This window comes from Leptolyngbya sp. AS-A5, assembly GCF_039962495.1.
Classification (GTDB): domain Bacteria; phylum Cyanobacteriota; class Cyanobacteriia; order Leptolyngbyales; family Leptolyngbyaceae; genus Leptolyngbya.
Genome location: NZ_JAMPLL010000019.1, coordinates 1 through 22243, shown reverse-complemented (window position 1 = coordinate 22243; position 22243 = coordinate 1). Strand labels below are relative to the sequence as shown.

General features: G+C 47.1%; 20 protein-coding genes, 1 tRNA gene and 1 pseudogene. 11 read left to right on the top strand and 11 right to left on the bottom strand.

All coding sequences use genetic code 11. The annotated features are described in order from the left end of the window. Positions 1 to 8 precede the first annotated feature (8 nt). The 3 genes from NC980_RS18565 (at position 9) to NC980_RS18555 (ending at position 2792) form a co-directional block, all read left to right on the top strand. A complete protein-coding gene (locus NC980_RS18565) occupies positions 9 to 854 on the top strand; it encodes a M28 family peptidase (protein WP_190375774.1) in 846 nt (281 codons plus the stop codon). Between the two features lie 86 nt (positions 855 to 940). Further along, positions 941 to 1942 carry an NAD(P)-dependent alcohol dehydrogenase gene (locus NC980_RS18560; RefSeq protein ID WP_190375773.1) on the top strand — a complete coding sequence of 334 codons (1002 nt, stop codon included), beginning with the start codon at positions 941 to 943 and terminating at the stop codon, positions 1940 to 1942. A 148-nt stretch (positions 1943 to 2090) separates the two neighbouring features. After that, complete coding sequence (locus tag NC980_RS18555) at positions 2091 to 2792, top strand: nuclease-related domain-containing protein (RefSeq protein ID WP_190375772.1); 702 nt, start codon at positions 2091 to 2093, stop codon at positions 2790 to 2792. A 61-nt stretch (positions 2793 to 2853) separates the two neighbouring features. On the opposite strand, the gene NC980_RS18550 is transcribed toward NC980_RS18555, so the two are convergent. Next, positions 2854 to 5175 (bottom strand): glycoside hydrolase family 31 protein, encoded by a 2322-nt coding sequence (locus NC980_RS18550; protein WP_190375771.1) that lies wholly within the window; start codon positions 5173 to 5175, stop codon positions 2854 to 2856. 49 nt (positions 5176 to 5224) lie between these two features. Continuing rightward, entirely contained in the window at positions 5225 to 6007 is a 783-nt protein-coding gene (locus tag NC980_RS18545) for an SDR family NAD(P)-dependent oxidoreductase (RefSeq protein ID WP_190375770.1), read from the bottom strand. Positions 6008 to 6156: 149 nt separating this feature from the next. Between NC980_RS18545 and murQ the strand changes: the two genes are divergently transcribed. Then, on the top strand, positions 6157 to 7065 hold the full coding sequence (murQ, locus tag NC980_RS18540; RefSeq protein ID WP_190375769.1) for an N-acetylmuramic acid 6-phosphate etherase: 909 nt from the start codon (positions 6157 to 6159) through the stop codon (positions 7063 to 7065). Here the strand turns inward: murQ and NC980_RS18535 are convergent. Continuing rightward, positions 7053 to 7337 (bottom strand): hypothetical protein, encoded by a 285-nt coding sequence (locus tag NC980_RS18535; protein ID WP_190375768.1) that lies wholly within the window; start codon positions 7335 to 7337, stop codon positions 7053 to 7055. The genes murQ and NC980_RS18535 overlap by 13 nt on opposite strands. A gap of 217 nt (positions 7338 to 7554) precedes the next feature. Between NC980_RS18535 and NC980_RS18530 the strand changes: the two are divergent. Beyond that, positions 7555 to 7794: pseudogene (locus NC980_RS18530) on the top strand (diacylglyceryl transferase); the annotation flags it as partial. 82 nt (positions 7795 to 7876) lie between these two features. On the opposite strand, the gene NC980_RS18525 reads toward NC980_RS18530, so the two are convergent. After that, positions 7877 to 8704, bottom strand: a complete 828-nt coding sequence (locus tag NC980_RS18525) for a class I SAM-dependent methyltransferase (protein WP_190375766.1) — start codon at positions 8702 to 8704, stop codon at positions 7877 to 7879. Positions 8705 to 8709: 5 nt separating this feature from the next. Beyond that, complete coding sequence (gene crtW / locus NC980_RS18520; protein ID WP_190375765.1) at positions 8710 to 9480, bottom strand: beta-carotene ketolase CrtW; 771 nt, start codon at positions 9478 to 9480, stop codon at positions 8710 to 8712. Positions 9481 to 9880: 400 nt separating this feature from the next. Between crtW and NC980_RS18515 the strand changes: the two genes are divergently transcribed. Further along, positions 9881 to 10702 carry an SDR family oxidoreductase gene (locus NC980_RS18515; RefSeq protein WP_190375764.1) on the top strand — a complete coding sequence of 274 codons (822 nt, stop codon included), beginning with the start codon at positions 9881 to 9883 and terminating at the stop codon, positions 10700 to 10702. Here the strand turns inward: NC980_RS18515 and NC980_RS18510 are convergent. Then, complete coding sequence (locus tag NC980_RS18510) at positions 10699 to 11118, bottom strand: response regulator (protein WP_190375763.1); 420 nt, start codon at positions 11116 to 11118, stop codon at positions 10699 to 10701. The two genes, NC980_RS18515 and NC980_RS18510, sit on opposite strands and share 4 nt — an antisense overlap. 376 nt (positions 11119 to 11494) lie before the next feature. Here NC980_RS18510 and NC980_RS18505 point away from each other — a divergent pair, with 376 nt between their 5' ends. Then, positions 11495 to 11980, top strand: coding sequence for a hypothetical protein (locus NC980_RS18505; protein ID WP_348253952.1), 486 nt, complete (start codon positions 11495 to 11497; stop codon positions 11978 to 11980). Positions 11981 to 12088: 108 nt separating this feature from the next. Further along, positions 12089 to 14758: a GAF domain-containing protein gene (locus NC980_RS18500; protein WP_190375761.1), complete on the top strand. Its 2670-nt coding sequence runs from the start codon at positions 12089 to 12091 to the stop codon at positions 14756 to 14758. Positions 14759 to 14797: 39 nt separating this feature from the next. Here NC980_RS18500 and NC980_RS18495 read toward each other — a convergent pair whose 3' ends face one another. The 3 genes from NC980_RS18495 to NC980_RS18485 form a co-directional block, all read right to left on the bottom strand. Further along, positions 14798 to 14938: a hypothetical protein gene (locus tag NC980_RS18495; protein WP_190375760.1), complete on the bottom strand. Its 141-nt coding sequence runs from the start codon at positions 14936 to 14938 to the stop codon at positions 14798 to 14800. 46 nt (positions 14939 to 14984) lie between these two features. Next, a complete protein-coding gene (locus tag NC980_RS18490) occupies positions 14985 to 15296 on the bottom strand; it encodes a hypothetical protein (RefSeq protein ID WP_348253949.1) in 312 nt (103 codons plus the stop codon). A gap of 106 nt (positions 15297 to 15402) precedes the next feature. Beyond that, on the bottom strand, positions 15403 to 17616 hold the full coding sequence (locus NC980_RS18485) for a phosphoketolase (protein WP_190375758.1): 2214 nt from the start codon (positions 17614 to 17616) through the stop codon (positions 15403 to 15405). A 213-nt stretch (positions 17617 to 17829) separates the two neighbouring features. On the opposite strand from NC980_RS18485, the gene NC980_RS18480 reads away from it, so the two are divergent. Beyond that, complete coding sequence (locus NC980_RS18480) at positions 17830 to 19038, top strand: glycosyltransferase family 87 protein (RefSeq protein ID WP_348253947.1); 1209 nt, start codon at positions 17830 to 17832, stop codon at positions 19036 to 19038. On the opposite strand, the gene NC980_RS18475 is transcribed toward NC980_RS18480, so the two are convergent. Then, positions 19035 to 19424, bottom strand: coding sequence for a DUF4359 domain-containing protein (locus NC980_RS18475; RefSeq protein ID WP_190375756.1), 390 nt, complete (start codon positions 19422 to 19424; stop codon positions 19035 to 19037). The genes NC980_RS18480 and NC980_RS18475 overlap by 4 nt on opposite strands. A gap of 112 nt (positions 19425 to 19536) precedes the next feature. Between NC980_RS18475 and NC980_RS18470 the strand changes: the two genes are divergently transcribed. Then, positions 19537 to 19609 (top strand) — tRNA-His (locus NC980_RS18470). Positions 19610 to 20031: 422 nt separating this feature from the next. On the opposite strand, the gene NC980_RS18465 is transcribed toward NC980_RS18470, so the two are convergent. Beyond that, entirely contained in the window at positions 20032 to 20277 is a 246-nt protein-coding gene (locus tag NC980_RS18465; RefSeq protein ID WP_190375755.1) for a hypothetical protein, read from the bottom strand. A gap of 312 nt (positions 20278 to 20589) precedes the next feature. On the opposite strand from NC980_RS18465, the gene NC980_RS18460 reads away from it, so the two are divergent. Further along, entirely contained in the window at positions 20590 to 22128 is a 1539-nt protein-coding gene (locus tag NC980_RS18460) for a hypothetical protein (protein WP_190375754.1), read from the top strand. The last annotated feature ends 115 nt before the right edge of the window (positions 22129 to 22243 follow it).

Here is a 22243-nt window from a genome sequence, read left to right as displayed (position 1 = left end):
AGGTGTAGATGCAAGAGACCACTGCAAGACTACGATCGCACCTCGAAGCGGTGGTGCGCGATCGTGATCCGTTCTTTGCAACTCAGGGACATTTTTATGTTCAGCAATACATCCGCGAACAGTTTGCACAATGGGGAACGGTTGAATCTCATGCGTTTCAGGTTGGCAAGCGGACGCACTACAACTGGATTCTGAATCTACCAGGGCGTGAGAATACAAAGCCTCCGATTCTGATTGGCGCACATTATGATGCAGTACCAAATTCTCCGGGTGCAGATGATAATGCAACCGGTGTGGCTGTGCTGTTAGAGATGGCAAAGGCATTTTATGAACAATCAGCGCGGTATCCGATTCGATTAGTTGCCTTTGATTTAGAAGAGATTTTTACACAGTCGGATACCTTCGGGAACACACAGTATGCGATTTCATTAAATGGTGAACCGTTGCGCTTGATGATTGCTTTAGAAATGTTGGGATATTGTAATCACGATCGCAACTCACAACGCTATCCCGCAGGATTAGAGCGATTTTATCCAGATCAGGGAAACTTTATCGCGTTGATTGGCAACATTCCAACAATTCCAGATTTGATTCGATTGAGTCGAGGAATTCGTCGATCGGAGGTTGGTTGTGAATGGTTGCCTGCTGGAATGCGGGGAAAGATTGTTCCGGATACTCGTAGAGGCGATCATGCTGCGTTTTGGGATCGAGGCTATCGCGCATTAATGGTTACAGATACGGCAAACTTGAGAAATCCGCACTATCACAAACCGAGCGATCGCATTGAAACAATTGATTTCGACTTTCTTACACGAGTTTGCGAAGGATTGATTCATGCAATTCGATCATTGTAGAACTCTAAATTGTTTCTAAAACTATCTTTGTCTTTAGCTATTTTCCCTATGATTAAAGGCTAATTGCCACCTACAAGGAAACACGCATGATTCACGCTTACGCAGCTAAAACAGCAGGCGGAACACTGGAACCCTTTGAATACGATCCAGGAGCGCTGAAAGATCAAGAAGTCGAAATCAATGTTGAATACTGCGGGATCTGCCACAGCGATTTGAGTATGCTCAAAAATGAATGGGGAATGAGTCAGTATCCGGCGGTTGCAGGGCATGAAGTGGTAGGAACGATCGCGGCAGTGGGCGATCAAGTAACAACACTCAAGATCGGTCAACGGGTGGGGCTGGGTTGGTTTTCACATTCATGTTTGCATTGCTCATCTTGCATGTCGGGTGATCAGAATTTGTGTGCGACCGCAGAGCAAACGATCGTCGGTCGGTACGGCGGATTTGCGGACAAAGTGCGGGCGTTTGAAGAATGGGTGACTCCGCTACCCGAAGGACTCGATCCAGCCAAGGCAGGCCCGATGTTCTGTGGGGGAATTACGGTGTTTAATCCGATCGTTCAGTTTGATGTGCAGCCGACCGATAGGGTCGGGGTGATTGGTATTGGTGGGCTTGGACACATGGCACTTCGATTTCTCAAAGCTTGGGGCTGTGAGGCGACGGCTTTCTCAACGAATCCCGATAAAGCGGCTGAAGCTCAAGAGATGGGTGCGGCTCATTTTGTGAACTCTCGCGATCCAGAAGCACTCAAAGCCGTTGCGGAGTCGTTTGATTTTATTCTTTCAACTGTGAATGCAGATTTAGACTGGGGAGCTTATATCAATGCACTGCGTCCCAAAGGGCGATTGCATTTTGTTGGAGTCGTTCCAGGTGCAATTCAGTTAGGTGCTTTTCCGTTGATTAGTGGGCAGAAGTCTGTATCAGGAAGTCCGCTTGGTAGTCCGGCAACTGTAGCAAAGATGCTGGAGTTTGCGGTGCGGCATGGAATTGAACCTGTGACAGAAACCTTTGCCTTTGATCAAATTAATGAAGCATTAGCACATTTAGAAGCTGGAAAAGCCCGCTATCGAATTGTGCTGAAACGGTGACGGGTGTAGTTTAAGCGATATTTCTTTGATGAGTTCTAAACGCCTCTTAAGCCGTAGCAATATTGGTTTAGGAGGCATCAGTATTGACGATCCTATAATCTTCAAAATTGGGCAATCTTAATAGAGTTTGTGACAGTATTCAAAACCTATGCCCAAAGCAAATCGTCAAGCAGGACAGAATGTGCGTGAGCTAGCAGCAAAGAGACGAGTAAAAGCTATCACTTCTTTTACTGAAGCAGGATTTTGTATTTTCTTACCTTTCTTTTTAGTTAGAATCACTAACAATTTCTTAAAGCAAATTCCTTCTATCAATGTTTCCCAAGCTCAAAGTCCACTAAATTTCGCATTTATCTTTCATGTACTTTTTGCGATCGCTGCCTTGGGTTTCGCTGCTAATGGAATGTTTTGGTGGAAACGTGCTAATCATGCTGATCAAGGTGCGAAGGGTGAGGAAGAAATTGCTCAGGAACTTTCTCAGTTAAAGCAGGAGGGCTGGGAAATTGAGTATGGTATGCGCTTAGGAAATAGATTAGGAGATACTGATATTGTTTGTATCTCTCCTCAAAACAAAGCGTATGTGATTGATGTTAAGTCTCATCGAGGAGAAGTCACAACAGATGGGAAACAGTTAGTTCGACGCATAGGAAACACAACTTATCCCTTTGAGAAAGACTTTCTTGAGCAGGCTATGAAACAGGCTTTACAAGTCAGAAAACAAAAAAGCTTACAGTTTGTGATGCCGATCGTGGCTTTTTCTGATGCTAAAGTTTTAGTTCCATATGGCAAGTTACAGAAAGTTTATGTTATCGAGAAAAGCAGATTAACAGCATTTCTGCGCTCACTTGGTTAACAGGTAGTCTATCGCTACTGAACTCTGTCCAAGCTAGTTTGCCATCGCTGCTTCATGCGACTTAGACATCAAATACTAATTGCTTTGCAGTACCGTCATCTTCGATTGATTGTTCACCAACCCCAACCATCTCAACTAAGAGAGTTCGATCGCTCGGTTGCCACTGTCCCTGTCGTGCTTCAATCTCAACAGTTAAATTGTTAACTCGATAAGTTGTGGTAGCAAACTGACCCGATTCATAGTCAAACGATCGACCATCATCCTCATACAGCGTAAATTCACCTTCACCTGGATAAACTCGCAATCGAAGCTGGTCGATCGGATGTTCATCGACATATTGCATCACAGGCTGCATTGGAATAATTGCGCCCGCTTTGACATACATTGGCATTCGTTCTAGTGGAGCATGAGCCAAGATATGTTGATTACCACTGAACTTTTCACCTGTCCACCAATCAAACCAGGTTCCCTCTGGTAGATAAACGGCGCGATATTCCACACCAGGACGATAGACGGGAGCTGCCATCAAATGTGTACCGAGCAGCACTTGATCATGAAGGTGATAAGTCTTTGAATCATTTGGATACTCATACAGCAAGGGTCGGAGGATCGGCGCACCTGTTTGTGAAGCTTGCCAGAATAAAGTGTAGAAATAAGGCAGCAATTGATAACGTAATTCAATGTATTCGCGGCAGATGGCTTCGACGCGATCGCCAAACACCCAGGGTTCATGTTGTGCAGTCGTCAGGGCTGAATGTGCCCGCATCAAAGGATAAAGCATTCCCACCTGCATCCAACGCGCAAATAGTTCGGCGGTTGCATTTCCGGCAAATCCACCAATATCAGCACCCACAAAAGGAACCCCCGATAATCCCATGTTCGATAACATTGGTAAGGATATTTCGAGATGTTCCCAAAGCGATTGATTGTCACCCATCCAAACCGAAGACCAGCGCTGAATTCCGGCAAATCCTGAGCGCGTTAAAACAAACGATCGTTCACTTGGTCGGAGTCGTTTTAAGCCTTCTGCCGAAGCACGCGCCATATTGTAGCCATACAAATTGTGTGTTTCTGCGTGGGTTCCCTGTTCTTCAGGATTGCCTTGGGGTGCATCCATTGGGAAAAAGATATATTTGCCTTCATCTCCGAAGGGTCGATCGGCAATGCAAGGTTCGTTCATGTCATTCCAAATGCCTTCAACTCCAACATCAGTTAAGGTTCGCTGCCAGTCGCCCCACCAGTGACGCACTTCGGAGCGCAAGAAATCAGGAAACACAGACTTATCAGGCCACACATAGCCCGCGACTAACTTACCGTCTGCACTTCTCACAAAACAATCTTTCTCTAAGCCTTCGTGATAGACCGGATAGTTTCCATCCGGTTCATATTTCACACCGGGATCAACGATCGTCACCGTCTTAAAGCCATTTTGCTTCAGTTCAGCAATTAGCTTTGCTGGATCAGGAAAGCGCTTTGGACTCCAGGTAAACACCCGATACCCGTGCATGTAGTCGATGTCGAGATGGATCACATCGCAGGGAATTTTGCGCGATCGAAACTCCTGGGCTAGTTCCTGCACGACATCTTCAGATTCATAGCTCCAGCGACATTGATGATAGCCGATCGACCATTTCGGCGGGAGCGGCATTCGTCCGGTGAGTTCTGTGTAGGTTTCAAGAATCTGAGCCGGAGTGGTGCCATGAATGATGTAGTAGTCTAATTCTGGACTCTGAGCTTGCATCTGCCAGGTGCCTGGTTCAGTGACACCTAAATCGAACTGACTGAGATGTGGGATGTTGAGAAAGATGCCGTAAGTTAACTGCGGTCTCAGTGCCATGAAAAATGGAATTGCCTGATACATCTCATCATCGATCGATGAGTAATCCAGCGCATCGACTGTCCAATTGGTTTTGATCTGCGATCGTTTGTCTAATAGTCCTGCCCGTTCCCCAAAGCCATAGAAATGTTCGTCAGCTTCGATCGTTTTCCAGCAAGCAACCTGTCCCATCCGCCAAGCAATGTTTGTATCTTGTGCAAACGGTTTGCCTTCTAGATCAAAACAGCGAATGCGACAGGGAGAACGTTCAATCACGACCCGCATTTGAGCAGTTCTGATTGTGATTGTTTCCTTATCTTCGATCTCAAAGTGGACTGTTTTCCACTCTTCATCCGGTCGATTCACTGCCCACGATCGACGCGGCAGAAATTCGCCCGTTGGGGCAAGTTGCACTCGAATTAGATTCGTCGCCAAAATACTAAGTTTTAAGCAAGCCTCGCCGCAAGTGAGCAAAATTGAGCGCTCGGCAATGTCAACGCGATCGACATTACCCAACGAAATCCAGGGCTGACGAGTGGTAGGAAGCTTTCCAAAAACTTGAGGCATGATCTTGACCAGATAAACAATTTAGCCAACTAACATTAGCTAACTAACATTAGCCAACTAACAAAGATTCTGCACCATCGATCCAAACTTCTGTACCTGTAATGTGACTCGCGGCATCCGAAGCAAGAAAGAGCACCAATTCAGCCACTTGCTCGGCTCTTCCAGGTAAGCCACCATTTAAGGGCACAGTGCCATGCGGATATTCCACAGGCTCTTTGATTGTTTCGATGTGTTTTGGATGTGCAGTGTTGAAAATATTGGTTCCGATCGCACCTGGACAGATTGCATTCACCCGGATCTTATTTTTTGCGAGTTCCAGTGCAATCATCTTCATAAAGGTGACTTGGGCAGCTTTGGTACAAGCGTAAGCTGTTGCACCCGTGTTACTAAAGGTTCGAGTTCCATTCACGGAGGCGGTTACAATCACTGCTCCACCCTGTTTTTTTAAATATGAAACAGCATATTTGACCGTATAAAATGTTCCGTTCAAATTTGTATTGACAGTTTCATTCCATTCTTCAGGAGTAATCTCTTCAAGCGGTGCCCAAACGCCATTAATTCCAGCGTTAGCGAAAACAATATCAATCCGCCCAAATTTTTGAGCGATTTCATTCATCGCACATTCTACTTGCTCCGGTTGAGAAACATCAGCCACCACTGCGATCGCACTGCCGCCCCGATGCTGAATTTTTTCAACCGTTTCCTCGATCTCGCTTGCAGACCAATCGATTCCAGCGATGATGGCACCGTGTTCAGCCAGCAATAGTGCTGACTCTCGTCCGATTCCTGATCCTGCGCCTGTAATGACTGCAACCTTACCTGTTAATGGCATAGTTTCCCCATCGAGAAGTCGTCCACTTCTACCTTCGTTTTTATTGGCTTAAGGTTCCTCTGTCTTTAGCAGGGTTCAGAAGCATCAGGATTTAAGTTTCGCTGTACTCAAAGCGGTAGAATACAGGTTGCGTTTTTCTCCGAATGGTTATGCAACTTCAACAGCGCGGACATTTACTCACCGAGCAAGTTAATCCAGCGAGTGCAAATCTCGACCAGCTTTCGTCGATCGAGCTGGTTGATGTGTTTAACCAGGAAGATGCGAAAACGATTAGCGCGATCGCACAGGCACGAGAACCTTTAGCGAAAGCGATTGATTTAACCGCAGAAAAGTTACGTCAAGGCGGACGGTTGTTTTATGTCGGTGCAGGAACAAGCGGTCGTTTAGGCGTGTTAGATGCGGCAGAGTGTCCGCCTACTTTTTGTACATCTCCGGAAATGGTGCAAGGCATTATTGCGGGTGGCGCGGATGCTTTGGTGAGAAGTTCAGAAGGGCTAGAAGACTTGGCGGATCAAGGAGCGGCGGCGATCGCGGAGCGGCAGGTAAGCACGATCGATGTTGTGGTGGGTATTGCCGCAGGTGGGACGACTCCTTATGTTCATGGAGCTTTAGCAGAAGCAAGAAAACGCGGAGCAACCACAATTTTTATGGCTTGTGTGCCTCAAGAACAAGTTCAGATTAAGGTGGATGTTGATATTCGCTTGTTAGTCGGGGCAGAAGTGTTAGCAGGTTCCACACGGTTAAAAGCGGGAACCGTGACCAAACTAGCGCTGAATATTCTTTCAACGGGAACAATGGTTCGATTAGGCAAGGTTTATGGCAATCGCATGATTGATGTGGCGGTGACGAATACTAAACTGCACGATCGCGCCTTACGAATTCTCTGTGACCTCGCCGATTTAGATCGAGAACAAGCCGCAGCATTACTCGAAAAGGGCGATCGCTCTGTGAAGACTGCTTTGATGATGCACTGGACAGGACTTTCAAAAGCAGAGTGCGATCGCTTATTGGCTGAGCATCAAGGAAATCTAAGAGCGGCGCTAAATCAGCCTAATTGACAACCTGTAGTTTGCACTGCACCTAAGATTCGCCAGACTGCAAACACAACGATCGTGCCTGCAATTGCCACTCCACTGCGATAGAGCATCAGCCAGAAGCCGATCGGCTTTTCATTGACAAGTTTCAAATAGCCCCAAGCTAGTGCAGACATAAAGATGCTAATCACACCTGCCCGAATTGAGCCATAACAGTCTGAGGTTGTAATCAGAAATCCACAGGAACCTAGAAATAGACACACTAAACTGACTAACGCTGCAAATGATCGAGTCATACGCCTGATAAATGTGCGATTGCACCTAGATAATCAGCGAATAATTTAGCATTGAGTGTTCCAATTGTTACAGGGTGCGATCACCATTTTTTCAGGGATCGATTACATCAGCGATCAAGCCACCGTCTGTAAAGAAGCTTTGATTTCTGAAACGATGCCGCTAATTTGTCAAAGACTGTCGGTATAGTGAGGCAATTCCTCTATTTCAAAACGTTGTGTGAATTTTCCTGTTTATATCGGGATTGGTGCATTTAAGATTCATCCTCACATTTTCTTTGAGGCAATCGCTTATACCGTTGCGCTGCGGTTGTCGCTGCGAAATTTCCGCCGAGATACGATTAAGCCGACGCAAAGAAGCTCGATCGTGGTTGCTGGCATGGTCGGGGCGCTAATTGGTGCAAAAGTGCTGGTGATGTTGCAGCGCATTGATCTTTGGTGGCAGCAAAGAGGACTCTTTTAGTTGATGTTGCTAGTGATGGTTGCATTGATTAACTTTGGTTGCTATCTGTTTCTGATTACTCAGTTTCGATAGTCAGCATTTACCGCTTCCTTGCAATCTGATAGGCAGAAAGGTTGAAAAGCTGAATCTTGCCCTCGAATTGCTGGTTGATCGCACTCCGCAACCCCAGAAACAACGCTTCTCGCGTCGGTGCATCCAAAGCGATGTACGGCGAATAGCTGCTTAGAAGCTCCAAATAACGATCGACCTCATAAATCCGATCACAGGCGATCGTTTCCGTTACTGGAGCCTCAAATAGTCCTGAATCACCGATTAACTTTCCAAGCCCTTGCAAAATCTCTTCCTGAGTGTCCTTGCCCTCATACTGGGGAGCGATCGACGGTGCGATCTGCTGATAAACCTCATCCAGTACCCGATGCACTTCACGGCTCGGCTCAAGTGACATATTCCATAGCAACACCAAAGCACCATTGTTTTGTAATGCTTCAGAGGCTTTCACATACTTGATATCAGATGCAATCCAGTGCCAAGCATTTGCCGCGAGTACAATCTGATACTTTCCAGACTCAACCTGCCACTCTTCAAAGGTCTGAGGAATAATGTTCACCTGCGGATAAGCGGCACAGTTCTGCTGAGCTAACCGACAGAACTCCAAATTCGGCTCCACCGAATCGATCTCATATCCCAACCGAGCAAAATCTACTGTCGCTAGGCCCGATCCACAACCGACTTCCAAAATTCTCGATTCAGGCGACAACTGAGCAACCTCAACCACTCGCTGAATCAACGCTTCTGGATAGCGGGGTCGTGCTCGATCGTAGGCTTCTACAACCGGAGAATACCAAACCTTCCGCTGCTCCAGATCTTTCGTCGAATACTCGTTGAGAACTTCTACCCAGTTTGACATGATATTTAAGCAGAATGCTCCTCTTTGAGTCGGCGCTGATGCAGTTCAGGAAGCTGCCACCAAGCCAAATCCGGGCGCTCATGATGCTCTAGGTGATAGCCAAAATGGTAGCAGCTAAGAAACGACCAGAGCGGCGACCAGCTCGTACTTTGTGAACGGCTTTCATTCTGATATCCGCCTACAGGCTCACGATGCGGCAAGAAGGTTCCAAAAAAGAACAGTTGAACCGAACTCAAAATCGATGGAATCGCCCAAAACAGAGTTAGATTTGCTTCAGGAATGTGAAATAAGCGATGTGCAATGTGGAAAATTGCAACCAGTCCAAAGATGCGCGTCCAGCTCCAGTACCGCACCATGAAATAGGAATACCAGGCAAAGAAATTTTTGTGTTGACCGTCATGGAAATCAGGATCAGACTCAGAAGCAGGATGGGCATGGTGTTGCCAATGCGTCCGAATCATTTCTTTCAATGAAAACAACGCATAAACGCGGAGTGCAACTGAGCCAATAAAGTCATTCAGTTTACGATCGCTAGGAGAAACAGCGCCGTGCATCGCATCGTGAGCCGTAATGAATAATCCGGTATACAAAAATGTCTGTAGCGCGATCGCTGCAATCTTTACAAATAGCGGCATCGAGTTGACATCAGTGGTGAGCAAAATTGTCAGGCTCGCAGCCCACACACCAATAACCGAGAGCGCAACGAAGACACCACGATCGATGTTGATTCCAGAATCATGTGTAGACCGAATCGGGGCGGAACGAAAAGAAACCACGGGATAACTCCACAAACATTCAGAATGAGCGGCAAATTTCCACAGGTGCTGCTTCAACACAAACGCTTTGCAAATATTAACATTCTTAGGCGGTGTTGTAGAACTTGATCAGACAAAGACCGAGCTTTTAACAAGAAACTTTCTAAATAAGTTTTTGTTTTACTATGCAGAAACAGCAATGAAATTGCATTACATGACAGCTTAGAAACTTAACGACACAATGCTATCTCTCTGAGGGGCGAATCTCTACTCTGCCTTGAAACTTAAGCCTTTTCGCGTATCTCTAAATATTAACTAAATCTGCTTATTTCGCCGATTAACTATCAAAATCTAACGCAGGTTAGACGAATTTGATAGGATTCAAACCACACTAAAAGTACGCTTTATCTCAATGATTGTTATGGCTTCTACAGTAATTATCACAGGCGCATCTCAAGGAATTGGGAAAGCCACTGCCCTCCGCTTCGCTCAAGGTGGCTACAACCTTGTATTAGCATCCCGTAACGCCGATCGCCTCAACGCCGCTGCTCAAGAATTAAAATTAATCGCGCCCAGGGTTACGGCAATTCCAACCGATACCCGCGATGCAGACCAAGTAAAAACACTGATCGATCGAGCTATCTCTGAATACGGATCGATCGATGTGTTAGTGAATAATGCAGGCGTTTATATCTCAGGGCCTGCCGATAGTTTTACGCTCGAAGATTGGCATACGGCAATCGATATAAATCTGTGGGGATACATTCACACCATTCACGCCTTGTTACCGCATTTCCTCTCAAAAGGAAGCGGCACGATCGTCAACGTTTCATCTTCAGGGGGTAAAGTTCCTATCCCCTACCTTGTGCCTTACTCAGCCTCTAAGTTTGCTGTAACCGGACTCACTCAAAGCTTACAATCTGAACTTTCCCCCAAAGGGATTACCGTCTGTGGCATTTATCCGAATTTGATCAAGAGCGACTTCATGGAGCGGGCAATTTTTCGCGGCAAGGATGAAGAAGACGCGATCGCTCGTCGCAAGCAACTAGAGCAAGTTCTCAGCGTCCCAGTCGTCGAGAAACCAGACGATGTAGCGAAAGCAATTCTAGACGCTGTAAAACATAAAAAGACTGAAGTGATTGTTGGGTCTGCGGGAGCCTCAGTGTTCTCAAATCGACTGTTTCCAGACCTCTTACAGTGGGTGATGCGGCGGACGTTCAAAAACAGCGACAAAGATTATTAGGCTGTAACCCCAGATTCGAGCGGTCTCCAGTCTGTTAATTGTGAGACCGTTTCAAGCAGTTCTGTCAGTTGGTAAGGTTTGGTAATAAAGGTGTGAAAGCCCGCACTGACCGCCTTATTTTGCGCCTCAATCGCAACCCAAGCCGAAACCGCGATCGCAGGAATCTGACCGCCTTGCTCTGGAGGTAGGGTGCGGATCTGGCGAATTAGGTCGTAGCCATCGATATGAGGCATTGCCAAATCTGCAATCAAGATGTCAGGCTGCGATCGTAGTTTCTGCATGGCTTGATCTGCACAGAAAGCGGAAGTCACATCAACCCCGTGCATTTCAAGCAGTGTGGTTAACAGAATTACAGAGTCCAAGTCATCGTCAACAATCAGAGCGCGAAGTGGCGGGCTAGAAAGTAAATCATTCATGGGGTCTTACCGCGTATCCCTACTATAGATACTTAATTCTGAGCGGGAAATAAAGAAAATCTTAAGATATCTTATGCTTTCGTGATGTTTTGTACGATAAGCAAAAGTGCTTACTCAGACTTTATGAAAAATAGCAAGGTGGAAAAGCGGACAAGCAGTGCCATTAACCTCATCAGGCGCTTGGTATTCGAGCTAGTTTAACTCAAATCCTCCTCATGGGTCTCTATCGAGCAAGATTTAGCTTAGGTCATTCTAGCGCTCACTCAAGGTTACACAGTTTAAGAGAATTCCTCTGTAATACAGACGTGATTCTTACGTCATCACCATTGCAACGTTGGCGTTTCTGCTGAGCATTCGCGGGCTATTCGCCTTTCAAGTGAACCTCTTTCTATGGACATACCGCAGTAGAGAAGAACTCAATTCCCCCGGTAGAGATAGTGTTTGGGCGCGATCGATACAAATAATAGAAGGATTAACCCCAACCGTGCGCCTCACTCCTGTCACCATGTCGCCCTCAGAAAAGCCTCTCCTCCGTACCGAAATCGTTCAACCTCCTGCGGATCGTGCAACCGCAGACTCACAAATTGTGCAGGATGCCTCGCTCCTGCTCGTACCGATTTGTTTCGTTGCGATTTGGGCAGGCGTTGTGTGTATTATTGCCGACACCTGGAAACTCAGCCGCAAAGAAGTCAAAACCAATCGCCAGCTTGCCCAGTATCCGTGTAAGAAGTGCCAATTCTTTAATAACAATCCCTACATGAAATGTGCAGTTAATCCGCATAGCGCGATGACCCCTGCGGCAAAGGATTGTTTAGATTTTCGATCGCGCCATTCTAAGCCAGCCCAGCCCTATCATCGCTAAAACTTCTCTGTTCATTGTCAAAATTTAGAAGACTTTGCCCATACTGATCCTTGAAGCAAAGATGAAGTCTTATTGCTCTCATGGAACAATATAAATAAGGTGGTTAGTATGGGTTTTCAGACGGTTGCTCCAGGCCCGGACGCAGAACTGTTCAGTCGAGTCACGTCTTGGGTGCGGCGATCGCAACACTTGTCTGGAATTCTTGAAGCAACCGTAACTGAAATTGGTCAGTTTCTCAATTGCGATCGCGTCAAGATTTACCAGTTTCAAGCCGATGAGACCGGGCGGGTCGTTGCGGAGTGGATTCGAGAGCAGCGCTTACCATCACTGCTCGGATTAACCTTTCCCGCAGATGATGTTCCACCCCACGCTAGGGAACTATTTGTCAAAGCGCGAGCGCGATCAATGGTGAATTTAGCCGAGCGCCAGATCGGACAGAGTGGAATCGATCCGGCAGCACCAGAGGAAATTCGCTATCGTCCGCTTGATCCTTGCCACGCGGAATATCTCACGGCAATGGGCGTTCAATCGTCTCTAGTGATTCCGATCTTGCAGGAGACAGTGCTGTGGGGATTGCTAGTTATCCATCACGTCGAGCCGCAGACGATCTCCGAAGAGCAAATTGAAGCGCTACAACTGGTGGTCGATTTGCTCACTGTTGCGATCGCGCAATCGACGCTGACCGAGAAAGCCCGCGCTAAGGCAGCCCGTGAGGCAATGCTGAATCAAATTAGTGGATTACTGCACTCGCTATCTACGATCGAACTCCAAGCTGCATTAGAGAGTACGGTTGCTGCGTTTAATGGTTCCGGGGGGCGGTTGTGGGTCTACGCCGAATCTTTGGCAGCGATTCCGCCTCGCAATCCGCAGCTTCCGAGTAATTGTGTCCGGCTATTTCAGGCAGGGAGCCAGCCAACAATGCCTGAAAATGCGCCCTTTGCACTGCTTGAAGAATATAGTGCCTGGAAAGATCGATTTCAGCATGAGCAAGCGCCCATTTGGGAGATCGTAGACCTCTATAAAGAATCAAGTTTACGGAACCTCCAGCCTGCATTCCGATTCACCAATATTCGCGGCTTATTGGTCATTCCGCTCTGGTATCGACGGCAATTGTTAGGATATCTCACTATATTTCGCGACGAGATCGAAACGGAAATTCTCTGGGCAGGAAGAGTCGATCCCGATCATCGACAACTCTACCCGCGTCAGTCGTTTGAGGTCTGGCGCGAATCTTGTCGAGGAAAAATTGAGCCTTGGACGGCGACGGATTTAGAATTTGCGGGTGCGATCGCGCAGCAATTTGCAACAGCGATTCAGCAATACGAGACGCATCAAAAATTGCAGGCGCTCAATGCCAGCTTGGAACTACAGGTACAAGAACGGACTGCCCGACTGGAGCAAGCAACCGAGCAGCAGCGCATTTTATTTAATGTCGTCACGAATATGCGGAAGTCGCTCCAGGTTGAGACGATTTTTGCAACCGTCACTCAAGAACTGCGAGGATCGCTCAGCGTCGATCGAGTTTGCATCTATCAGTTCGACTGCAGCAGCGAGTACAATTGGGGAAAAGTCATTGCCGAGGATGTCGGGACGGGGTTTCCAGGGATTCTAGGTTTGGATGTGGAAGACCGTTGCTTCGACGAGATGTATCCGCGCAATCGACAGGGGCGCGTTAGCTCGATTTCCGATGTGAATCAGGTTGAATTTCAGCCTTGTTATCGTGCCTTACTCGACCGATTTGAGATCAAAGCCAACATTGTTGCACCGCTTTTACGAGGCAATTTGCTGTGGGGCTTACTTTGCGTACATCAATGCGATTTTCCGCGTCAGTGGACAGATGCCGAGATTCGGTTTGTGAGCCAGGTTGCAGTGCAATTAAGCATTGGGATTGAACAAGCAGAGTTGTTGATTCAAACGCGCCAGCAGGCAAAGCAACTAAAGGACGCGCTTTCTACTTTGAAGCAAACTCAGAGCCAATTAATTCAGACTGAGAAAATGTCCAGTTTAGGTCAATTGGTGGCGGGTGTTGCTCATGAAATTAATAATCCGGTTAACTTTATTCACGGGAATCTCAGCCACCTCAGCATCTACACGAACAACCTCCTGAGTATGATTGATGCGTATCAGGCATACTATCCTAATCCTGGAGCCGAGCTTTTAGACCAAGCCAGTGAGATTGATTTGGAGTTTTTGCGCGAAGACTTACCTAAGATCATTGCTTCAATGCAAGTTGGAACTGAGCGAATCCGCCAGATTGTCCTATCGCTGCGGAACTTCTCTCGGCTTGATGAAGCGGAAATGAAGGCAGTGAATATTCATGAGGGAATTGATAATACGCTAATGATCTTGCAGCATCGGCTCAAATCAGACAGCGCCTCTCGCGGGATTAAGGTAGTCAAAAACTATGAAGCTTTGCCTTTAATTGAATGCTATGCCGGACAACTCAATCAGGTATTTATGAATATTCTGAGTAATGCGATCGATGCGCTCGAAGAATCGGATCAAGAGGTGCCAACACTTTGGATTACGACAAAGCGAGTTGAGGGCGATCGCGCTTTGATTTCTGTTCGGGATAGCGGCAAGGGGATGGGAGCGGAGACCCAAGCTCAAATCTTTGATCCCTTCTTTACAACAAAACCGATCGGGAGAGGAACGGGGATGGGGTTGGCAATCAGCTATGAGATTGTGGTGCAAAAACACGGAGGTTTGCTAGAGTGCCGCTCTCAATTGAATCAAGGTACCGAGTTTTGCATTGAGATTCCGATTTGCCAGAAATAAGCAAGAGCGATCGTAAACTTGATCGCTCTTGAATTTACACTAGCCCGTCGTCCGACGAACGTGATCCAAAATTCGCTGTTTACGCTCTAGAGAGCTTGCAGGCAAAGGTTTGCTAAAGTCGTTGGTACTGCGGGATAGGTGTTCCATGATGCGCTTTTTGCGATCGTCCATCTGTGCCATGTTGTTACTCAAAGATTGCGAACGATCTTCATTCTGCCGCAATTATTCAGGGTTTTGGTGTTGTAGGTTCGACGGAATCGCTCTCCGATAGAGATGCCGTAAAGCCTTTGAGGGTACGCTCAATTCGGATGCAAGAACCATTTCTATGATGAACAACCGTGGTTTCAGCGACTTCGAGACCGAGTGAGGAAGCGAGCAGCACATTAAGGGTAACGACTTGAAATGCGACTGTAGCAGGCTCGCTCAGATGCTTGGTGAGGGCGATCGGCATTCCGAATTGATCAAATGTGCCAACACAAACTGAAGCCTTTGTATTGTCTTCCATTGTTTCACAGTTTGAAAAGAGCAAGCGTATCATGCCCAGTTCGCTGATCTGAGCTGATCGCGGTGTTATGAATTGCAATCATTGATTGAAAACACTCTGGCAAGACGAATCGGCTCTAATTCGTCTTGCCAAAGCTCAACTATTTCGACAGTTCGATCGATCGTTTAACCAATCCTTCTGCCGTGATGCCGTTAACTGCCATCAGTTCTCCAGCCGTTGCAGTCGTTTCACCCCGCTTCCAGGCGAACGTATCCCGTCTTGCGGTACTCCGGAGCATAATCGGCTCTAGCATTCCGCTTGCACCCCCTGTCACCCCGATCAGTACATCGCCACCGAACAAGGTTTCAAACGTTGCATCGTCGATAAATCCGCCATCTGGATCTGAGCAAATCTCCCAAGCGACATCGCTGGCACGATACAGCCGTCGCGGATTCACCACTGACACAATTCGCACTCCAAACCCTTGCGATTCCAAGGTCGAAGCGGCAGCAAACACAGGGTTAAGCGTCATATCCCCGATCACCACAAACACGATCGTTTTCGATCCCGTGGATTCATGCAGCACGATCGCACCCTGCTCGATCGCTTGTCGAGTCTGCTCAAACGTTGTCCGAATCGGTAACGGTGACTTACTTGCGGTAATCACAATTCCTTTATTTTTCGTCGTCAGCGCCCATTCGTAACAGGCTTGAATGCTGTTCGCATCGGGTGGGAACAACGGAAATACGTTGCCGTTTCGCATCATTGCAGCAAAATACGCTTCGATTTCGGGGCGCTGGTGTGTCCAGCCATTGCGACCTTGCTCTAATGCGCCAGCCGTAAATAAGGTAATTGTCGAAGGTGTAGAACGGCGTAATTCTGCCATCGCTTGCGTCACTGTTTGCCAAATCGGTAAACCATTGATCGCAAACGATTCATAAGAACACCATAGCGATCGACTTCCCATGAGTGCCAATCCTGCTGCCAGTCCCGCACAAGCATCTTCACTCAGCGGTTCATACACTTGACCATTCGGCGCTTGGTGGTAGAGCGAATCTTCAGTCGGGTGAATAATCTTCAGCACTTGGTTAATGTTGGCGATTCCTGAAGCTTCGTTTCCGTCTGCATTGGTGACGAGAAAAGCACGATCGACCTGTCCCACATGCCCCACCAATCGACCCATTGCCGTGGTTGAAACCTTAGCATCACCCCCAACCGCATACTCTTCGAGCGGCAACTGTCCCAAGTCTGGTAGAGTGCGCTCAAATTCAGTCACGACCGTTTTGCTTGCCGATCCGCCGCCGGCTCGTTCACAGTTCGATCGCACCAGTTCCCAAGCTTCTGGAGTTAGAGCACGGGCTTTTAGTGCAGCAATAATGTCTTCGTTCTCCAAAGTATGCTGTGCGTAAAGATTGTGAGACTTCGACCCTTTAGCGTGAACTCCTGCGCCTTTAAGCTGCTTGATGATGAACACCGTTAACTGACCGCCGAGCGCTAGTGTTGCGGCTTTGTCGGCAGCAGTCAGAACGGCGTTCGCGAACTTGATGCGCTGTTCCAGCGAGAAAACGGTGCTATCAACGTAATCACTAGGTTGATTGCGATCGTCAAAATCCTTCGCATCCACCAAGATCACATTCTCAAATCCGTTGCCCTTCCAGTATTCGATCATTTGCTCGTTGGTTTTGAGCGAGACCATGCTGTGATGCTCTTGCGAATAGCCGTTCCACACCAGCACCGGAAGGAAATTCGTCACGCCTGGAAATGCCGTATTGAAGTGCGCCATCGAACTCATGATGTACGGCTCACCCAAGCCTCCGTCGCCCACCGTGAACGGGAAAAGTTTATCGCGGTGTAACAGCGCGGCTGACATTGCGAAGTGTTGTCCCTGACCGAGCGGCCCTGCGGGCGCAAGAATGCCTGGAATAAAACCGGACAAGTGACCGAGCAAACCATGTTTTTCGCGGAAGCGATCGCGCAGTTGCTGAACGGTTTCGATGCCCATATCTTCGAGGGAGCGATCGAGGAACATAGCGCTATAAAAGCCCGGTGCGTGGTGTCCGACTTCAGTAATGATATTTTTGTGACCGAGCATCACGAATGCAGCATAGGCTTCGGCTTGGCTTGCAAACCCGCCCGGATGACCCGACGCTTTACTTGCAGTCATTTGCAGAATCAAGTAGCGCAGCGCGTCCGCAGCCAGAAGCGTTTGATAGCCTGCGGTCGGATCGGTTGGATCAGAAATAGCGGTTTGTCCGATTGCGATCGCAGACGTTTTGCCATACGTCTCAAACCCTGGCACTGTATCGCTAAAGTATTGAATGCCTTCGGTAAAGGCGGGTTTGGTAGACGTTGGATTGGGAGTCACTGCGGTCATGCTTCACCTGCTACATCTGTAAATAGGGTCTAGACACTCTATGGTACACAGGCAATGGACGCTTGAGAATAAAGTGCAGTCGTCGGTATACCATAGGTTTTTATTGATGCTGATTTTACGAAAGATAGGGAAAAAAGCAGCTCTCTACAAGGAAGGCGCGATCGCATCAAAAGAAAATGCTACGCTCACAACGGTAAAGGAGCGCGAATCGTCATGTCTCAAATCCCAATTTTCCTAAAAGATCTTTTCCGATTTATGCGAGCTTATTTTACCTATTTATTGCCGTCTGTATTCATTGTTTATTTAGTTTTAGAGTCCTATCAAATCGATTTTCGTCCTTATTACATTGCAGGAAAATCGGTTCTATACGGTTTAGATCCATACATCAATCATGTGACAAAACATCCTGAGTTCTTCGTTCCTGTGAATGCAGGAGAAGCACTTATGTCGGGATTTATTTACTTACCGATCGCCGCTTTATTTTTCACACCGCTTGCCATATTTTCTTATTCAACGGCAAAGATCATCTACAGTTCGTTTATCCTAATTTTGCTGTGGCTTCTTTTATTTGAATTAGTTCGTCGAAGCAATTTCAAAATTAAAGGAGAAGCACTACTATTTGCGATGACTTCTTTTCCTGTTCTTGCTGCATTTGAGCGAGGACAAATTGATATTCTTGTTTGCTATCTCACAATTTTAGGTTTCTTTTTACACCAGCAACATCGCCAGAGATTTCTAGCGGGGGCACTATTTGGGTTAGCTTTTTGTATTAAGCTATTTCCTGCAATCGCCATTCTCTACTTCATTGCAAAACGCCAGGTTAGAGTCGTTCTCTACTCATTTGCTTCGATCGTAGTTCTACTGCTTGCACCCCTGCCTATCCTGGGGAACTCTATCTATACAAGCTATCTCAAACGGATGTTGCCCGGAGTATTTGCAGGAATTACAAGCGAAGTACCGATCACAGTACATGGACAAACGGTGATTAATCGAGTTGTGATGTCAGTCGATAGCACTGGATTACGAGTTACGCATGATTTTGTGCATGGATTTATGAATCCATTTTTGCGAGGAAAGCCGATCGCATCTTTAACCGTTGGATTCATTGCCTTTTTAATTTTGATGTATTACCTAAGACGCGAATCGGCTGAACATCAGTTCTTTTCGATCGTTAATTGTATTCATCTGTTCAATCCGCAAACCTGGATTATGGGAATTGTTTGGTTTATTCCGCTGTTTGTCTACTTATTTGGAAAGGCGAATCATTTAGGAAAGTTTGTTTTAATTCTGCCGCTGTTTATGCCTCCATTTCTAAACAGCAGCGGAATGCTGGCATACGCCGTCACGCTACTCTTTGCAATTCCGCAGATGCGAGAAAAACTCCTTGCAAAAGATGACAATTATCAGTTGAATCAAGCCTAACGTGGCTGTTTCTCGGCTTGATAGATATAAAACTTGCCCATCAAGCCAACCGTTTCTAACTGAAAAGCGGGTAAATCCAGAAAAATCGGCAAATCTGGAACGATCGATCGCGTTGATAGTGTCGTGCTGTAGAGACTAAACAATCCGTAATTCTGACGAGCAGTGCTTTGCAGAATCAGCCGTTTCACCTGTGCCTGATTGTCTTGCACAAATCGAGGACACTGACTACGAATAAATTGCGGTGCTTCTCTACATCCTTGAGTTTTAACCTGCTCCAGCGCAAATTCGCCGAAGGCTGCTTCATCAGGATTGGTCAGAACCATGAGTCCTGCAAAGCCAACCACACCTAACCCCAACACACCTAGGACAATTTGAGAAGTTTTCATCACACACCACTTCGACTGTCGATCCGAGTTCTTTCGACGTTGTATCACGTTTACAAGTTCTCTGAATTTTTCATCCATCTTCGTTTCTTGTGCTATACTAAGTATCGCAATGGCGAGCGTAGCCAAGTGGTTAAGGCAGAGGATTGTGGTTCCTCCACTCGGGGGTTCGAGTCCCCTCGTTCGCCCTGGTTCTAGCGATTGGCTTGAAATTGTGAGCCAAATCTGATCGAGCCGAGAACAAACTGAATAACAAAAACGGCGGCATTGATTCCGTATTTGCAGCTTTTAATGGTTATTTCACCTATAAAAGCTATGAATGCCGAGATTTATGGCGCCGTTTTTGTTGTGTGCGAAGCTGATTTATTTAACTAGAAGGCTTATACTGCGGTTCACACATACTAGAGTCAAAGTCCAGATTGAACGCAACTTGGTATGGGAATATTCGATCCATTAGTCGAATTGCGTGGGCTGAGGTGAATAGCCGTCGGTCTCAGCGGAGCCATAATGTGAACTTGCAGAACTTTCACCCTCGTGAAATGAAGTTTGTAAGCGCTGGGACAAGTTTTCTATGGCTAACGGACGATCACCATCACAGAGAGAATCAGATTTAGCAGAGATTGCGCGGCTCTACTTGCAGGGTGAAACGCAGAACTTTAGCGATCGCATAAGCATTTCTGCAATACTTCATATTGATCGTGATGTTCCAAGAAGTGATGCGATCGCCGGATCTGTTCTCTGCGATCGTGCAGTCCCCCTTAAGTCGCTTTTCGATCTGATTGGCAACGCCACCGCGATCAGTGAACACGCGCACCTCATTCTGTTCGTAGTCATAAACTATGCTGGTCTCTGTCATCTTATTCTGAGTCTCAAACAATAATAGCGATACTAAACCTAATGTTGGTAATGTGCTAGGCGTGTGGATCAGGATCGTTGAATTCTGCTTCTAAACGCAGCTTCTTAAAAGCCATCCTCATGTCTAGCACACAATCCCCCGCTCTCTATAACAGTTATAAGCATTGATAAAGTTTGGGTGAACCTTCGCACAAGCCGAACTCATCATTTGATTTTGCGTCACCATTGATTTTGCGTCACCATAAGTTATAGTCACATTTCCAAACGTGAGGGCAGAGACATGGCACTAGGAATCAGACGCAGTAAAAGTTTAATGGCTATCGCTCTGCTTACGGTGCTATTGCCCAGCCAGCCGGGATTTGGGAAGGAAAGAAGCGAGTCTAAAGCTCCTTTAGTGGCTGAGATTGCGTTTCAATATGCCTCAATTGATCGATCTCCCGCGGCTGTGAGCGTTTTGGATCAGGCGCTATCCCTCACAGAAACGATGCAGAGTGATTGTTATAAAGCAACACCGTTGATGCGGGTTGCCAACGGCTACACGCTGGTAGGTCAAGCGAGTAAAGGGCAACAATTGCTCACAAAAGCGTTCCAGATTGGGCGTACTCAAACGATCGCGAACTGTACCCTCAGTGCCACCTCACCAGAAGAATCATTGCTCAACAGAGCGGGTGAATACGCAAAAGCAGGGTATTACGATTTTGCGCTGGCAATTATTCGAGGAGTGGATAACTGGTTTCGCCCGATCGCCATGATTAGAGTGGTGGAATCGTATCAGGAGGATCAAAAGCCTGAGCAAGCGAGGCAAGTTTTAGATGAAGCGATCGCCTTTACTCAACGCAATCCAAATCTCCGAATGCGGCGGCAAACTCTCCTGGGGATTGCTTTTGAACTCAAGCGCACTGGGCAAACAGAATTCTTGCCAGTCGTGCTTCAGCAGGCTCTAGAGAGCATTCGTGCTCGTTCTCAGTCGCAATCGCAAGCAGATAGTTCCTGGGATATCACGCAAACACTTCAAGTCTCCGATTTGCTGATTGGGAGTGGACAGAAACCGCAAGCGATCGCGCTACTCAATCAAGTTCTACTGGAAATTCAAGCCCTGCGATCAACTCAGTTTCCCTCCGAGCCAGTCCATCTTCTCAGCAAAGCTGCGACTCAGTACGCGGCCGTAGGAAAATTGAGTCAAGCTAAGGCGATTTTAGCGACCGCTCAATCGAAAGCACAGGCATTAGCCCCATCCCCATTTCGCAATTCTGCCGTTGCCCAAGTAGCCAGAGGATATGCTGAAATCGGACAGCTTCAGACTGCGCGTGAGTTGGCAGGTCAGCTTAAAACGCAGACAGACCGAGAGCAAGTGTTGCAAGTGATCGCGCTGCGGCATGCCAAAGCTGGAAAAGCTGCTGAGGCGGTAAAGGTGGCGCGATCGCTCTCAAGTGCAAAAAACTTGGCTCTCTCTGAAATCGTCAGATATTATCTGGCAAATCAGCAGTATGACCAAGCGTTGCAGATTGCTCAACGAGAACGAGTTCAAGGCATCCTTCCTGAAGTCGCGCTTGCTTATGCTGAGGCAGGAAAACCACAGCAGGCACAGCAAATTGTGCAGTCGATTCCATCGCTGTCTAATAATTCTGCTCATTTAGATTGGTTGATGCCTGCTTTAGCTCGATCATTTGCTCAAAATGGACAATTTGAGCAAGCTTTACAAGTTGCCCAAGGGACAGACACGAAGGAGTACAAGAGCCGAGCACTGACCGTGATCGCGACCCAGTACCTTGCCAAAGACGGAGTTGCAAATCGAGCAAAAGCGACTGAAATCCTGAATCAGGCTCTTCAGGTTGCGCTGTCGATCAAGTAGCGAACCTGAGTTCGGGATAAGGAATGGGACAAGAAAGGGGCAAACTCGATAGGCTGAAATTGCTAAAAATCCCGCCCAATTTGCCCTCATGTCTAGTCTAGAAGAACTCTTTTGC